This is a genomic window from Microcoleus sp. FACHB-1515 (assembly GCF_014696105.1).
Classification (GTDB): domain Bacteria; phylum Cyanobacteriota; class Cyanobacteriia; order Elainellales; family Elainellaceae; genus JAAUTJ01.
Window position 1 is genome coordinate 308,239 of sequence record NZ_JACJPO010000020.1, and the last position, 14,217, is coordinate 322,455.

General features: G+C 55.2%; 13 protein-coding genes. 7 read left to right on the forward strand and 6 right to left on the reverse strand.

Annotated elements, in window-relative coordinates; all coding sequences use genetic code 11:
* The first annotated feature begins 101 nt into the window (after window positions 1–101).
* Complete coding sequence (locus H6F67_RS07100; protein WP_190764699.1) at window positions 102–857, forward strand: 2-phosphosulfolactate phosphatase family protein; 756 nt, start codon at window positions 102–104, stop codon at window positions 855–857.
* Here H6F67_RS07100 and cobO read toward each other — a convergent pair.
* Entirely contained in the window at window positions 854–1,471 is a 618-nt protein-coding gene (cobO, locus tag H6F67_RS07105) for a cob(I)yrinic acid a,c-diamide adenosyltransferase (protein WP_190764700.1), read from the reverse strand. The two genes, H6F67_RS07100 and cobO, sit on opposite strands and share 4 nt — an antisense overlap.
* Before the next feature lie 95 nt (window positions 1,472–1,566).
* Here cobO and H6F67_RS07110 point away from each other — a divergent pair, with 95 nt between their 5' ends.
* Entirely contained in the window at window positions 1,567–3,093 is a 1,527-nt protein-coding gene (locus H6F67_RS07110; RefSeq protein WP_190764701.1) for a gluconokinase, read from the forward strand.
* Between the two features lie 23 nt (window positions 3,094–3,116).
* On the opposite strand, the gene H6F67_RS07115 is transcribed toward H6F67_RS07110, so the two are convergent.
* The gene (locus tag H6F67_RS07115; protein ID WP_190764703.1) at window positions 3,117–3,956 is read right to left on the reverse strand and encodes a metallophosphoesterase; all 840 of its coding nucleotides are present in this window, start codon (window positions 3,954–3,956) and stop codon (window positions 3,117–3,119) included.
* 230 nt (window positions 3,957–4,186) lie between these two features.
* Window positions 4,187–4,411 (reverse strand): hypothetical protein, encoded by a 225-nt coding sequence (locus H6F67_RS07120; protein ID WP_190764705.1) that lies wholly within the window; start codon window positions 4,409–4,411, stop codon window positions 4,187–4,189.
* Between the two features lie 8 nt (window positions 4,412–4,419).
* Between H6F67_RS07120 and H6F67_RS07125 the strand changes: the two genes are divergently transcribed.
* Genes H6F67_RS07125 through H6F67_RS07135 form a run of 3 tightly spaced genes read left to right on the forward strand, consistent with a single transcriptional unit; the run spans window position 4,420 to window position 9,736 of the window.
* Complete coding sequence (locus H6F67_RS07125; protein WP_190764707.1) at window positions 4,420–5,169, forward strand: peptidylprolyl isomerase; 750 nt, start codon at window positions 4,420–4,422, stop codon at window positions 5,167–5,169.
* Entirely contained in the window at window positions 5,166–8,150 is a 2,985-nt protein-coding gene (locus tag H6F67_RS07130; protein ID WP_190764709.1) for a type I secretion system permease/ATPase, read from the forward strand. Before H6F67_RS07125 ends, H6F67_RS07130 begins: the two co-directional genes overlap by 4 nt.
* A 32-nt stretch (window positions 8,151–8,182) precedes the next feature.
* Window positions 8,183–9,736 carry an HlyD family type I secretion periplasmic adaptor subunit gene (locus H6F67_RS07135; protein ID WP_190764711.1) on the forward strand — a complete coding sequence of 518 codons (1,554 nt, stop codon included), beginning with the start codon at window positions 8,183–8,185 and terminating at the stop codon, window positions 9,734–9,736.
* A 127-nt stretch (window positions 9,737–9,863) separates the two neighbouring features.
* On the opposite strand, the gene H6F67_RS07140 is transcribed toward H6F67_RS07135, so the two are convergent.
* Window positions 9,864–10,151, reverse strand: a complete 288-nt coding sequence (locus tag H6F67_RS07140) for a WGxxGxxG family protein (RefSeq protein ID WP_190764713.1) — start codon at window positions 10,149–10,151, stop codon at window positions 9,864–9,866.
* A gap of 215 nt (window positions 10,152–10,366) precedes the next feature.
* On the opposite strand from H6F67_RS07140, the gene H6F67_RS07145 reads away from it, so the two are divergent.
* Window positions 10,367–11,131, forward strand: coding sequence for a YebC/PmpR family DNA-binding transcriptional regulator (locus H6F67_RS07145; protein WP_190764715.1), 765 nt, complete (start codon window positions 10,367–10,369; stop codon window positions 11,129–11,131).
* 160 nt (window positions 11,132–11,291) lie between these two features.
* Window positions 11,292–11,918, forward strand: coding sequence for a TenA family protein (locus H6F67_RS07150; RefSeq protein ID WP_190764717.1), 627 nt, complete (start codon window positions 11,292–11,294; stop codon window positions 11,916–11,918).
* Here H6F67_RS07150 and H6F67_RS07155 read toward each other — a convergent pair.
* Entirely contained in the window at window positions 11,915–12,400 is a 486-nt protein-coding gene (locus tag H6F67_RS07155; protein WP_190764719.1) for a DUF1643 domain-containing protein, read from the reverse strand. The genes H6F67_RS07150 and H6F67_RS07155 overlap by 4 nt on opposite strands.
* 122 nt (window positions 12,401–12,522) lie before the next feature.
* Window positions 12,523–14,175 (reverse strand): chaperonin GroEL, encoded by a 1,653-nt coding sequence (gene groL, locus H6F67_RS07160; protein ID WP_190764721.1) that lies wholly within the window; start codon window positions 14,173–14,175, stop codon window positions 12,523–12,525.
* Window positions 14,176–14,217: the final 42 nt, after the last annotated feature.

Consider the following 14,217-nt stretch of genomic DNA (forward strand, 5'->3'; position numbering starts at 1 on the left):
AGTCAGTCTATTGCTGGACTCGATCGATCCCAATCTAGAGAACCATAGGGAAACGGCGCGATCGCCTTAAGATAACTCTATAGTTTCTACCAAATTCGCCTGTGAAACTCTTTGTATTTCATACTCCTGAACTGACACCTCCTCACGTCGTGCCCGACTGTGCGATCGCGGTAGACGTGCTGCGAGCCACCAGCACGATCGCGACTGCGCTTGCTGCCGGAGCCGAAGCGGTGCAGGTGTTCAGCTCAATGGAGCAACTGATGCACGACAGCGAAGCTTGGCCTGTCGATCGCCGTCTTAGGGCTGGAGAGCGTGGCGGAGCAATGGTCGAAGGCTGTGACATGGGTAATTCGCCGCTCGACTGCACGCCCGATCGCGTCGGCGGCAAACGCCTGTTCATCAGCACCACGAACGGAACGCGCTGTCTGACCCGCATTCAAGCAGCGCCCACTGTTCTAACCGCCGCCATGATTAACCGCGCTGCCGTCGTTAAGCATCTGCTAGAGAAGCAACCGGAAACCGTGTGGATCGTCGGGTCAGGCTGGGAAGGCGCGTTTTCGCTGGAGGATACCGTTTGTGCCGGAGCGATCGCCCACAGCCTCAGCATCCAGCTTGGCGCTGATCTAGCCGGAAACGACGAAACCGTTTCAGCGATCGCGCTGTTCACCACTTGGAAAGACAATCTAATCGAATTGTTTCACCACGCCAGTCATGGCAAGCGCCTGTTGCGGCTCGACTGCGACACCGACCTTCAATATTGCGCCAAACTCGACACGCTCAACATCCTGCCAATGCAGCGCGAGACGGGCGTTCTTGTCGGTGCGCCGCAAACCAGCGAAGTGCTTTCCCACAGCTAAAATTCAATGCCCGGCTGCGCTTTCACGCCTTGTTCGCGAAACGGGTGCTTGATGAGCGTCATTTCCGTCACTAAATCAGCGCGATCGATCAGGGCTTGAGGCGCACCTCGGCCTGTCAAAATCACGTGCGAATCGGCGGGCTTCTCGTCCAGTCCGGCGAGAACGGCTTCAGCCGAAAGATAGCCCAGCTTCAGCGCCACATTCACCTCATCCAGCAAAACCAGCCGAAATTCTGGATTGCGAATGAAGGTCAGCGCTTTTTCCCAAGCTTCCTGCGCTTTGGCAATATCGCGATCGCGATCCTGCGTTTCCCATGTGAAACCCTCGCCCATCGCGTGAAATTCAAGCTGATCCGGCCACAAGCTGAAAACGGCTTTTTCGGCAGGTTCCCACGCACCTTTGATGAACTGCACGATCGCCACTTTGTAGCCATGACCGAGCGATCGCAGCACCATTCCCAAAGCCGCTGTCGTTTTGCCCTTGCCGTTTCCCGTGTTGACAATAATTAAGCCTTTTTCAAGATTTCGATCGGCCAATCGCTGCTCTTGAATTTCTTTGCGCCGCTGCATCTTTTGCTTGTGCTGTTCGGCGCTGAGTGGCGTTGTAGAATCCATATTTCAAACAGAAATCACTTCTTAAGAATGCGATAGAAAGGAAGGAATCGATCGAAGATCTGTAGCAAAGTTTTATTAAACCAATCAGGCCGCGAATGTCTTATTTTCTTGGAGCTGATATTGGCACAACCAGCACAAAGGCGATCGTTTTCTCGGAAACAGGTGAAACCAAAGGCATTTGCACCGAGGAATACCCGCTGGTTGTGCCGCAACCGGGATGGGCAGAGCAAGACCCCGAAATGATTTTGCAAGCCGTTGTGAAAGCGATTCGGACGGCGATCGCGCAATCCGCCATCGCCCCTGCTGAAATTGCCGCAGTCGGGCTGAGTGCCGCGACGCACAGCTTGATTGCGATCGATCGATCGGGCAACTGTTTAACGCGAAATATCATTTGGGCGGATAATCGCGGATTGGCTCAGGCCGAAGCATTCAAGCAAAATCCAGCTAGCCATGCGCTCTACCGCCGGACGGGAGCGCCAATTCATCCGGTTTCACCCGTCACAAAGCTGATGTGGATGCGCGAGAAAGATCCGGAAATTTTTCAAAAAGCGGCTCGATTTATTTCGCTGAAAGAGTATTTGCTCTATCGATTTTTCGGCGTGTTTGCTGTTGATTATTCGATCGCTTCAGCAGGCGGATTTCTCAACCTCAATTCCTTGCAGTGGGACGCAGAAGCTCTAGAAATTGCTGGAATTCAAGCCCGCCAGCTTAGCGAACTTGTGCCAACGACACACATCTTGCGCGACCTCAAGCCCGAATACGCGCAAGCGATGCACCTGAATCCGGCGACGCCGTTTGTGGTGGGAGCTTGTGACGGCGTGCTGGCAAATTTGGGCGTGGGGGCGATCGAACTGGGTCAGGTTGCCGTGACGATCGGAACGAGCAGCGCGGTTCGCACGGTTGTTTCGCAGCCGCGCACCGACGAGCAAGCGCGCACCTTTTGCTATGCCCTGACGGAAAACCATTGGATAATCGGTGGCCCGTCGAACAATGGCGGCATCCTGCTACGCTGGCTGCGCGACAACTTCTGCTTGCTTGAAGTTCAGCAGGCACAGCAGCAAGGCGTCGATCCGTATCAGGTGATGATCGAAGCTGCCGCTAAAATTGCTCCGGGTGCAGAAGGGTTAATCTGTTTGCCGTATCTGTCGGGTGAACGTGCGCCGCACTGGAACGCGCGGGCGCGAGGCGTTTTCTTTGGACTGGGGCTGCATCACAATCGATCGCACCTGATTCGATCGACGCTCGAAGGCATTTTGTTCGCCGTTTACAGCATCAACTCCGCCCTCGAAGACCTCAGCGGCGCAACGCAAGCCTTTCGCGCTTCTGGCGGTTTTGCCCGCTCTCCAATTTGGCTGCAACTGCTGGCTGATTTGTGCGGTTGCGAGGTGCAAGTTCCCGCCGTCACGGAAGGAAGCGGATTCGGCGCGGCAGTGTTGGCGATGTATGCGGTGGGCGCGATCGATCGCCTCGAAGCGGTTCAGCAGTTCGTGCAGATTCAAGATTCGTATCAGCCCGATCGATCGAAAACCGAAGCCTATCAGCGAATTTATCCACTGTTCGATCGACTTTACCGCGACAATCTTGACGCTTTCACTCAGCTTGCTCGCCTCAACCCAGCCTGATGATTTTTATCTCGTAATGACTGCTAGCTTGAACGACCTGGCAACAGCGTAATCACGGTGACTTCTGGCGGACAAAACAACCGCCCCGGCAGATACGTTCCCAATCCACGATTGACGTAAAGCTGATTGTTGCCGACTTGGTGCAACCCTTGCGACCATTCCCAGTGCTGCACGATCGTCCGGCAAGATTTTCGCAGATACGGAATTTGCTGCCGCATCGGTTTGGGAACGCAGCGTGCAATGGTGGGAATCCAAGCGGGCAGCGGCTTCAAACCGGGAATTACCACCTGCCCGCCGTGCGTGTGGCCGGACAACTGCAAATCAACTCGTTTTTCCGCCAAAACAGCCGCGCTGTCAGGATTGTGAGATAGGACGAGGCGCGGTGTAGTGTCGGCAAGCCGATCGAGCGTGTGTGGATCGAACGATCGCGACCGGAAATCTGGCAAACCCACGATCGGCAGATCTGCACCAAACGGATAAGCAATTTGATTCCACAAAACCGTGATCCCCGCTGCTTCCAAGGTGCGGGTAATCTTATCTTTTGAGTCGTAGTGGCGTAAGTCGTGATTTCCCAAAACGGCATACAGGCCACAGCGACTTTTGAGCCGCCGCAGCCGATCGACCAGCGGTTCGATCGGGCTAGGATCGTCCGTGACATAATCTCCGGTCAGGGCAATCAGATCGGGCTGGGCACGATTGCAGGCTGCGATCGCCTCGTTCAGCAGTGATTCTCGCAGTCGCAATCCATCATAGTGAAAGTCGGACATCTGCACGATGCGGCAGCCTGCCAGCGCGGGTGGCAGATTGGCGATCGTGACCGTAATTGGTTCGACCCGCAGCGATCCAGAAAAAATTGAATGCATAGCTTCAGGTCTGTTTGTAACTGTAATAAAAGTGAACGGTGGTGCAGCCGATGCAATTGGGAATGCAGGCTGGCGGCGATGATGTTAGCAGCAGATGCCGTGCCGATTCTGCCCGGATTCTTTCTACTCTAAGAGAAGGAAGAAGCAAGGGACGACGATGGCAAAGCTAAAGAAATCCCGGTTGTGCGATCGGCTAGGGTCGATCGCAAGCGAGAATTTGCGTAGCGATGTTACCTTCGGGGAACACTGGGGCAAACTGCACCTAGTTCAGCAAAAACACGATCTGAAATGTCAATTTTTGATAAAGCACCTATCTTGAGAGGTGCATTTTCGCCAAGATGAAGCTGAGCCATCTGCTGTATCTGAGTTGCGTTGACGATTTCTGCTACGTTCTTAGCAAAATGCTCGATATTTTTCTGCTTATCCTGCCTGCTCGTTTTTCGTCGTTCATTCACGGGTCACAATGACAGTCGTTTTGCAAATTGGCGATCGCACGATTACCGCAGAAGAAATTTTGCCCTTGATTTCGGGGTATCAAATGCTGCCGCAGCTTTTGCGAGAGCTAATCATTGATCAGGCGATCGGCGCGATCGAACTGACGCCCGAAGAAACGACTGCCGCCTGCCAACAGTTCTGCCACCAGCAGCAAATCGACAGCGAAGAAGCGCGGCAAGCTTGGCTCGGACGCTATGGCATGACCGAGGCACAGCTTGAAGCTTTGGCAACCAGAGGACTACGGATCGATCGCTTCAAGCAGGCGACTTGGGGACCAAAGCTCGAATCCTACTTTCTGACGCGCAAAAGCCAGCTTGATAAAGTCATCTACTCGCTGATTCGCACGCAGGACTTGGGAATCGCCCAAGAGCTTTACTTCCGCATCCACGAAGGCGAACAGAGCTTTGCAGAACTGGCTCGCGAATATTCGCAAGGCCCCGAAGCGCAAACCGACGGTTTAATTGGCCCCGTTGAACTCAGCGTTCCGCATCCCACCCTGGCGCAAATCCTTTCGCTCAGCCAGCCCGGACAGCTTGCCCCACCGACTCGCGTGGGCGAATGGCTCGTCATCGTTCGGCTAGAAAAGTTCATGCCCGCCCAGCTTGACGATACAATGCGCCGTCGCCTGCTGAACGAACGCTTTGAAACTTGGCTGCAAGAGCAGCTCGACCAAATTGAATCTGTGAATCTTCCTGCTGCCACGAGTGCCGCATCATGACCTACACCAAAGTCAACGTTCAAGAATTTTTGGCAACTGTGCCGCCGTTTAGCCAGTTGTCCGCCCAAACGCGATCGAAGCTGGCCGAACAGTTTCAGCTTTTGCGCTACCGGATGGGACAGGCCATTTTGGTGCGCGATCGCCTCCCCGCCCAACTGTCGATTATTTGGGAAGGCCAAGCCCGCTTCTTGGCCTACGACCCGCGCACCCAGCGCCCTGTGACGCTAGAGCGGATGTCTACCGGATCGATCTTGGGCGCGATCGGATTAGTGCGCGGTGTACCCTGCGAAACGGCGATCGCCTCAACGGAAACGGTCTGCCTCGTGATGTCGGCAATGGATTTTGTCAATTTGCTCGATCGCGAACCCGCCTTGAAAAAAGCGTTTGAGCAGCAAATTTCGCTGGTTGAAGTGTTCGATCTGCTTGGAGCCGAACTGCACCGCCGCGCCGAGGGCGATGTGGACTTGAAAGATTTGGCGATCGAAGCACAAGCGCAGTCAGAACTGCGCTATCTGTCTTCGGGCACGGCCACTCTACCGCAGTCCAGCGATGGCTCCGCCGCCTCCGGTCGCCTTTGGATGGTTAGCGGGGGTGGAGCCATTACCGATCATCCGGTTGCCAGTCGCATTGAGCAGGCATCGATCGAAGTCGTCGGCAAGCGTCCCGCTCGGATCATCGGTCTGCCCGCTGCTCTGCTGCAAACAGATTCGCCAGAAGCCGATCAAGATGTGGCGATTCCGGTCGAGGCGACCTTGGTGGATATTCCCTACGCGCCCGATCGCCCCGCCGAAGGGGACTACAGCCTCCGCGCCGATGCCGACCAGATCAAGCCGTCCAAGTATCCGCTCGTGCGAGGACGCGGAGCGCTTGACGGCGCGTCGGCCTGCTTCCAAATGCTGTGCCAGCACTTCAATCTTCCCTTCCGGCGTGATGTGATTCGCCGCGTCCTCGACAACCAGATGCAGCGCACGGGCGGCTTGTCGCTGGAGCTGTGCGGCGTGGTTTCGGAACTGATGGGGCTGAACGCGCAGCTTGTTAGCATTCCGGCCAGCGCGATCGGACGGATCGAAGCACCCGCCCTGATCATGTGGCAGGACACGCTCTCAGTGATTTATGAAGCGAGCGATCGCGAACTGGTGATCGCCGTGCCGGACGTGGGCATCGTCAAGCGCAAACCCGCCGCTTTTGCCGAAACTTGGGGCGAAGGCGGACAAGTGTTGATGGTGAAGCCGACGAAGGAAACGCCAACTCGTCGCTTTGGGCTGGAGTGGTTTCTGCCTGCGATCAAGCGCCACCGCAAAGTGCTGATCGAAGTGTTTGTCGCCTCGTTTTTCGTGCAGCTTTTCGCCCTCGCCAATCCGCTGATGGTGCAGGTGATCATCGACAAGGTGATTGTGCAAAAAAGCGTCGATACGCTGCAAGTTTTGGGCGTTTTCCTCGTCGTGATCTCGATTTTCGAGGCGCTGCTGACGAGCTTGCGAACCTACCTGTTCGTGGATACGACCAATCGGATCGATATGTCGCTCGGCTCCGAGATTATCGATCACCTGCTGCGTCTGCCCTTGCGCTATTTCGAGAAGCGGCCAGTCGGTGAACTTTCGACACGAATCGGAGAGCTTGAAAATATCCGCCAGTTTCTCACCGGGACGGCGCTGACCGTCGTACTCGACGCAATCTTCTCGGTGATCTACATCATCGTGATGTTCATCTATAGCTGGGTGCTGGCTCTGGTCTCACTGGTGACGATTCCGTTTTTCGTGGCGCTGGCGGCGATCGCTTCTCCGCTGATTCGTCGGCAACTGCGCGTCAAAGCCGAACGCAACGCTGAAACGCAGTCGTATCTGGTCGAAGTCCTGTCGGGCATTCAAACCGTCAAGGCGCAAAACATGGAACTCCGTGCCCGCTGGCAGTGGCAGCAGCGCTACGCCCGCTATGTCAGTGCCGGATTCAAAACGGTTCTGACCGGAACAACTGCCGGATCGACCAGCAACTTCCTCAATGAACTGTCTGGCCTGCTCGTCCTTTGGGTTGGCGCGTACCTTGTGCTGCAAGGCACGTTGACCTTGGGTGAACTGATCGCCTTCCGAATTATTGCCGGATATGTAACTGGCCCGCTGCTCAGACTGGCTCAGCTTTGGCAGAACTTCCAGGAAATTGGCTTGTCGATCGAACGGCTGAGCGACATTGTGGACGCCGCACCGGAAGCAGACGAAATCGATCGCCAAAACATCCCGATGCCCGTCATTCAGGGCGAAGTGAAATACGATGATGTGTCGTTCCGCTTCGGCACGAGTGGCCCCTTGCAGCTCAATCAGGTGACGCTGGAATTTCCCGCCGGATCGTTCATCGGCATCGTCGGCCAAAGCGGATCGGGCAAAAGTACGATGATGAAACTTTTGCCGCGCCTGTACGACCTGGAATCAGGACGGATTTTGATCGACGGCTACGACATCAGCAAAGTGGAACTCTACTCGCTGCGTCAGCAAATCGGCATCGTGCCGCAAGACACGCTGCTGTTTGACGGATCGGTGCAGGAAAATATCGCGCTCAACTGCCCGGATGCGTCCGCCGATCAAATCATCGAAGCTGCTAAAATCGCTGCTGCCCACGATTTCATCATGGGATTGCCGAATGGCTACAATACAAGAGTCGGAGAGCGCGGATCAGCTTTGTCTGGCGGACAGCGGCAGCGGATCGCGATCGCTCGCACCGTCCTTCAGTCGCCCTCAATGCTGATTTTGGATGAAGCGACGAGCGCCTTGGACTACGACTCGGAACGGCAGGTGTGCCTGAATCTGGCCGAAGCGTTTCGCGATCGCACCGTCTTTTTCATCACGCACCGTCTCAGCACGATTCGCAACGCCGACATGATTGTGCTGATGGACAAAGGCTCGGTCGTCGAAAAAGGCGTGCATGAAGAACTGATGGCTTTGCGCGGACGGTACTACTGCCTCTACCAGCAGCAAGAATCGCAGATGTAGCTTTTGCCCCCTTCTCATTCTTTAGGTGATGTATGACAGTAACCACCAACGGCCACAACGGACATAACGGCAACGGCAAGCGACCCGCTCCTGCCCCGCAGCCTCCCACTGCACCTGCAGAAGCGAAACCATCGCGTCAGGCGATTCGCACCGAGGCATTCGACCAGCCTGTAATCTTGCAGCAAACCGCCTTGTGGTCACGAGCGATCGTCTGGGGCATCGTCGGCGTTACCACGTTTGGCTTGATTTGGGCTTCCGTTGCCAAGATCGAAGAAGCCGTTCCTGCCACAGGCCAACTGGAGCCACAGGGCAACGTCCAGGAAGTGCAGGCTCCCACTGGCGGCGTGGTTCGCGAAATTTTGGTGCGCGATGGACAGGAAGTGAAGCAGGGTGACGTGCTGGTGCGCTTTGATGCCACTGCTGCCACTGCACAAGTGCGATCGCTCGAACAGGTGCGTAACTCGCTTCAGCAGGAAAATCGCCTTTATCAAACGCTGCTGCAAAATGGCGGCTCTGCTTCGCCTGCCGCGCTCGCCGGACTGCCACCCGAAGTGGTTGCCCTGACGACGAGTCGGTCGAATCTCGTTGCAGAAAACAATTTGTTTCGCCGTCAGCTTGCCGGAGCGGGCGGCGGCGGCTTGAGCGGTGAAGAACAAGCACGACTGGGGGCAATTCGCTCGGAAGCCGATTCGCGCACGGCAGCGGCTCAGCTTGAAGTGTCACAGCTTCAGCAGCAGTTGAGTCAAACACAAGGTCAGCTTGCCACCGCACGGCAAACTCTAGCGATCAATCAAGGCATTCTTGATGACATTGCGCCCGTTGTGGAAGAAGGCGCGATCGCTCGCGTTCAATTTTTGCGCCAGCAAACTGAAGTGCTCAACGGTCAGGCAGAAGTCGATCGACTGGTCAAAGAGCAAGCCCGCCTTCAGTACGCCATTTCGCAAGCAGGCCAGCGCGTCCAAAACACCCGCGACACGACGCAGACTGATTTGCTCGGACGCATTGCCCAAAATGACAAAGACATCGCCGAAATCGACAGCCAGCTTAATCGCGCTTTGGTCGAGAACAACAAGCGGTTGGCCGAAGTGAATTCGCAACTGAGTCAGGCACAAGTCGGCCTGCAATATCAAGAACTCCGCGCTCCCGTCGATGGCGTTGTGTTCGACGTGCAGCCCAAGGGCACAGGCTTTGTTGCAAACACGAGCCAGCCCGTTCTGAAAATTGTGCCGAGCAATGCGCTGGTGGCTGAAGTGTTTATCACCAATCAGGACATCGGCTTTTTGCATGAAGGCATGGAGGTGGATGTGCGGGTCGATTCGTTCCCCTCTAGCGAATTTGGCGACATTCAAGGCAAGCTCGTTTCGATCGGCGATGATGCGCTGCCGCCAACGGAAGTGCTGCCTTTCTACCACTTTCCGGCCAAGGTGGAACTCGAACGCCAAACGCTCGAAGTCAACGGTCGCCAACTGCCCCTTCAGTCGGGGATGTCCGTTACGGCCAATATTCGCGTCCGCGATCGCACGGTCATGAGCATCTTCACCGATTTGTTTGACGACAAGATCAACAGCATCCGCACCGTGCGGTAAAAGCGCGATCGCAATCTGTGCAGATTTGCGGTAGGGGTGGTTCGCGAACCGCCCCTACGGTAATTGCCAACAAAAAAGGGGCGCATTGCCCCTCGTCGGAATCCATCAATTTCAGACGCGGTAAATCTTAGTAGCGATCGCTGCCCGTCGTGCGGGTGGTGACTTCCGGCTCACGGTAGCGAGTGGGTTCTTCCTTGCGACCTGCCAAACCTGCTAAGCCCAGCAGACCCAGCAGACCCAGCCAGCCCCAGTCAAAATTGTTTTCAGTTTCGCGGACGCCGTCGTTGGCTTCGGTTGGCACAGCGGGGTCGGTCGTGGTGGTCGTGGTGGCCGAAGCGATCGTCGCAGGCAGAACAGCCAAACCCACAGACAGAGCAGTGGCGCTCACCAATTTGGTCAATTTCGAGTTCGTCATTTTAAGCTCCTTTTTTCAGTCAAATTTTGAGTCGATAACTAACGTTTGCTAGCTATCTGTTTTCGATTGCAAAACTATCGTTACGAATCAAGAATAGCGATCGAGACTGCCGATTCAAATCAATCTGTGGTAGAGGCTCGATCGATTATTCACTCTTACTCAAGAGATAAAATTAGAAAGAGTCATTCCTCAGCAACCTATCAATTTTTATCTGCATGGCCGGACATAGTAAGTGGGCAAATATCAAGCGACAAAAAGCCAGAGTCGATGCCGTTAAGGGCAAGATATTTGCCAAAATCTCGCGCGAAATTATTGTGGCGGCTCGCAGTGGCGTTCCTGACCCTGCCGGAAATTTTCAGCTTCGCACGGCGATCGAAAAAGCTAGAGCAGCCGGAATTCCCAACGAAAATATCGATCGCGCCATTGCCAAAGGATCGGGCATGGGCGGGTCGGGGGCAGAACTTGAAGCGATTCGCTACGAAGGCTATGGCCCCGGTGGAATTGCAATTTTGATCGAAGCGTTGACCGACAATCGCAACCGCACCGCTGCCGATCTCAGAGCCGCCTTCAACAAGCGCGGCGGCAATTTGGGCGAAACAGGCTGCGTTGGCTGGATGTTTGAGCAAAAAGGCGTAATTACAATCGCAGGCGAAATTGATGAAGATGAACTGTTAGAAGCGTCGATCGAAGGCGGAGCCGAATCCTACGAACTAATCGCAGACGAAGATGAACCGGGAGCCGATGTCTTCACCGATCCTGCCAATCTAGAAGCTCTGCAAGACTCGCTGAAGCAAAACGGCTATCGCATTGTGGAAACCGAAGTCCGCTGGATTCCCGGTAATCGAGTGGAAGTGACCGATCCGGATTTGGCGCGATCGCTCCTCAAACTCATGGACGCGCTCGAAGATTTAGACGATGTGCAAAGCGTTACAGCAAATTTTGAGATGGCCGATGAACTCTTGTCGTTGAGCATGGTGTGACATGAGCATGGTGTGACCATTGAAGGGCGTGACAATTCTGGGAAACTGGAGATAGCAGAAGGAGCAAGGATGAAGAATGAAGCGGGCTGATCACGCTTTTGACGCTCCAACTTCTTACCGGACTGACTAGGGCAGTAACAGATGATGGATCAGGAGTGCAATGGGGCTGGCTGAACAACTTTGGCAGGCAAATCAAGATCTGGCGATCGCCTGTCTCGATCATCCGTTTGTGCGCGGCATTGGGGATGGGTCGCTGTCGCGCCAAAAATTTGCTAATTACGTTGGGCAAGATGCTTTCTTTCTGGAGGCGTTTGCGCGAGCTTATTCGATCGCTGCCGCCAAAGCGCCCGACTGGGAAAGCTTCGGTGTGTTTCACACGCTCGCTAACGGCGTGTTGCAAGAGCTTGAGCTGCACGGCAGCTATGCTGCAAACTGGGGCGTTAGCCTTGCGAATGTCGAACCGGGATCTGCCACGCGCCACTACACCGATTTTCTGATTGCCACCGCTTGGAGTCAGGAGGTCGGCATGATCACAGTGGCAATGCTGCCCTGTATGCGCCTGTATGCTTATCTGGGACAAATGCTCGCGCAGCCGCGCATCCCCAGCCATCAATACGCCGACTGGATTCGCACCTACAGCGGTACGGAATTTGCGCCGCTAGTCAAGCAGTTGGCGGAATTGGCCGATCGCTACGCCACCAACAATCCACAGATTCAGGCAACCTACCGCTACGCGATGCAGTGCGAACTCAATTTCTTTCAGGCTGCTTGGGTCAGCAAAGACTAAAAGCTTTGCATCAGCGTGTTTCCTCGGACATATAGCGGGTGGCGCGGCTGATTCGATCGCGTCATCCCCAAACAAAAAGCGCGTTGCCCCTCCAGCAATTTCAGCACGGCTCGATCGCGCCCGTGTAGCGATCCCCAGTTGCCCCAGGCCAGCACGATCGCATCCGTCTGAGCGCAAACAGTTTGCAGATGGCGATCGTTTTCCTGGCCGATCGGTGCTTTCACTCGACACAACATCTGCGGCTGCGTGGTGCGGTAGGCAAACAAGTTCACCACATCTACCGCACCATAGCCCCAAGACTGTGCGAACTGAATGCAGCGGCGAATTGTCGGATCGTTGCGATCGGCATCTGCCGTGCTGGGATTTAGCATTACGAAGCTCAAGCGCGGCAATTCTACATTCCACTCGCGCCACAGCCAATAGCGGTAGGTTTCGCTTTGATCAAAAACGGCTCCGCTGCGGAGCGATGCAAGCAACGGCATCTGGTAAATTCGAGCAGTGATTGGGACTTTCTGATTTTAGGGTGGCGATCGAGCCTGCATCAAAAAAACGAGGGGCAGTTCGGAAACCACCCCTCCAGGTTAGTGCGTTATTCAGGCGGACACTACATCATGCCCATGCCGCCCATGCCGCCCATGCCGCCCATGCCGCTCATGTCGGGCGCACCGCCAGCAGGTTGTTTCTCCGGTTTCTCAACCACGAGCGCTTCGGTTGTGAGAACCATTCCGGCCACTGAAGCAGCATCTTGGAGCGCCGATCGCACGACTTTTGCCGGATCGATGATGCCTGCTGCAATCAAGTCTTCATACTGATTGGTCAAAGCGTTGTATCCAATGTTGAAGTCGAGATCACGCACTTTTTCCACCACGACCGAACCTTCCACGCCTGCATTGTCGGCAATTTGGCGCAGCGGCGCTTCCAAGGCACGAATCACGATTTCCACTCCGATTTGCTCTTCGGTGCTGAGGCTGCTCTTGAAATCCTGAAGCTGTTGCGCCAGGTGAATCAAGGTTGTGCCGCCACCGGGAACGATGCCTTCTTCCACAGCAGCTTTCGTCGCGTTGAGGGCATCTTCAATTCGCAGCTTGCGGTCTTTGAGTTCGGTTTCAGTCGCCGCGCCGACTTTGATCACAGCCACGCCGCCTGCCAGTTTCGCCAGACGCTCTTGCAGCTTTTCTTTGTCGTAATCAGAATCGGTTCGCTCCAGTTCTTGCCGAATTTGAGCGATGCGGCGATCGAGGTCGCCCCGATTTTCCGCTTCCGCTACGATCGTCGTCGTGTCTTTGGTCAGCGTCACTTTCCGAGCCGTACCGAGCATTTCCAAAGTCGCCGTATCGAGGCTCAGCCCGATTTCTTCTGAAATCATCTGTCCGCCTGTGAGAACCGCGATATCTTGCAGCATCGCTTTGCGGCGATCGCCAAAGCCGGGAGCTTTGATTGCAACCGCATTCAGCACGCCGCGCAAACGGTTCACAACGAGCGTCGCCAAGGCTTCACCATCCACATCTTCCGCAATGATCAAAAGTGGCTGACCCGATCGCGCAATCTTTTCGAGAACCGGAACGAGGTCTTGAATCGAGCTAATTTTTTTGTCGGTGATCAAAATGCGGACGTTTTCCAGTTCGCAGATCATCCGCTCCGAATCGGTGACGAAGTAGGGCGAAATGTAGCCGCGATCGAGCTGCATCCCTTCAACCAAATCCATTTCGGTCGCCAAGGATTTCGATTCTTCAACCGTGATCACGCCGTCTCGACCGACCTTATCCATCGCCTGGGCGATCATCTGGCCGACTTCCTCATCGTTGCCCGACGACACCGTTGCCACCTGCGCGATCGCATTGCCTTCGATCGGCTTGGCGATATTGGCGATGCCATCGACAAGCTGCACGATCGCCTTTTCGATGCCGCGCCGCAGGGCAACCGGATTAGTTCCGGCTGCCACGTTCTTCAAGCCTTCGCGGATCATTGCCTGTGCTAAAACCGTCGCGGTCGTCGTGCCGTCGCCTGCCAAATCTTTTGTCTTCGAGGCAACTTCGCGAATTAGTTGCGCTCCGGTATTTTCGAGCGGATCTTCTAGCTCAATTTCCTTGGCGATCGTGACGCCATCGTTGACAATCTGCGGTGCCCCAAACTTTTTCTCTAGAACAACGTTGCGTCCTTTGGGACCAAGGGTAATCTTCACCGCATCCGCCAGCGCATTCACGCCTCGCTCTAGCGCCTGCCGCGACTCTTCATTAAAGACAACAAATTTTGCCATTTACCGATTTGAAACGCTCCACACTGCAATTTAGCACTCACA

Excerpts from the sequence above, each read along its gene's own strand:
- H6F67_RS07135 (WP_190764711.1), top strand. The coding sequence starts at position 8,183 with ATGACAGTAACCACCAACGGCCACAACGGACATAACGGCAACGGCAAG.
- groL (WP_190764721.1), bottom strand. The coding sequence starts at position 14,175 with ATGGCAAAATTTGTTGTCTTTAATGAAGAGTCGCGGCAGGCGCTAGAG.
- H6F67_RS07130 (WP_190764709.1), top strand. The coding sequence starts at position 5,166 with ATGACCTACACCAAAGTCAACGTTCAAGAATTTTTGGCAACTGTGCCG.
- H6F67_RS07155 (WP_190764719.1), bottom strand. The coding sequence starts at position 12,400 with ATGCCGTTGCTTGCATCGCTCCGCAGCGGAGCCGTTTTTGATCAAAGC.
- H6F67_RS07150 (WP_190764717.1), top strand. The coding sequence starts at position 11,292 with ATGGGGCTGGCTGAACAACTTTGGCAGGCAAATCAAGATCTGGCGATC.
- H6F67_RS07125 (WP_190764707.1), top strand. The coding sequence starts at position 4,420 with ATGACAGTCGTTTTGCAAATTGGCGATCGCACGATTACCGCAGAAGAA.
- H6F67_RS07110 (WP_190764701.1), top strand. The coding sequence starts at position 1,567 with ATGTCTTATTTTCTTGGAGCTGATATTGGCACAACCAGCACAAAGGCG.
- cobO (WP_190764700.1), bottom strand. The coding sequence starts at position 1,471 with ATGGATTCTACAACGCCACTCAGCGCCGAACAGCACAAGCAAAAGATG.
- H6F67_RS07145 (WP_190764715.1), top strand. The coding sequence starts at position 10,367 with ATGGCCGGACATAGTAAGTGGGCAAATATCAAGCGACAAAAAGCCAGA.
- H6F67_RS07140 (WP_190764713.1), bottom strand. The coding sequence starts at position 10,151 with ATGACGAACTCGAAATTGACCAAATTGGTGAGCGCCACTGCTCTGTCT.
- H6F67_RS07115 (WP_190764703.1), bottom strand. The coding sequence starts at position 3,956 with ATGCATTCAATTTTTTCTGGATCGCTGCGGGTCGAACCAATTACGGTC.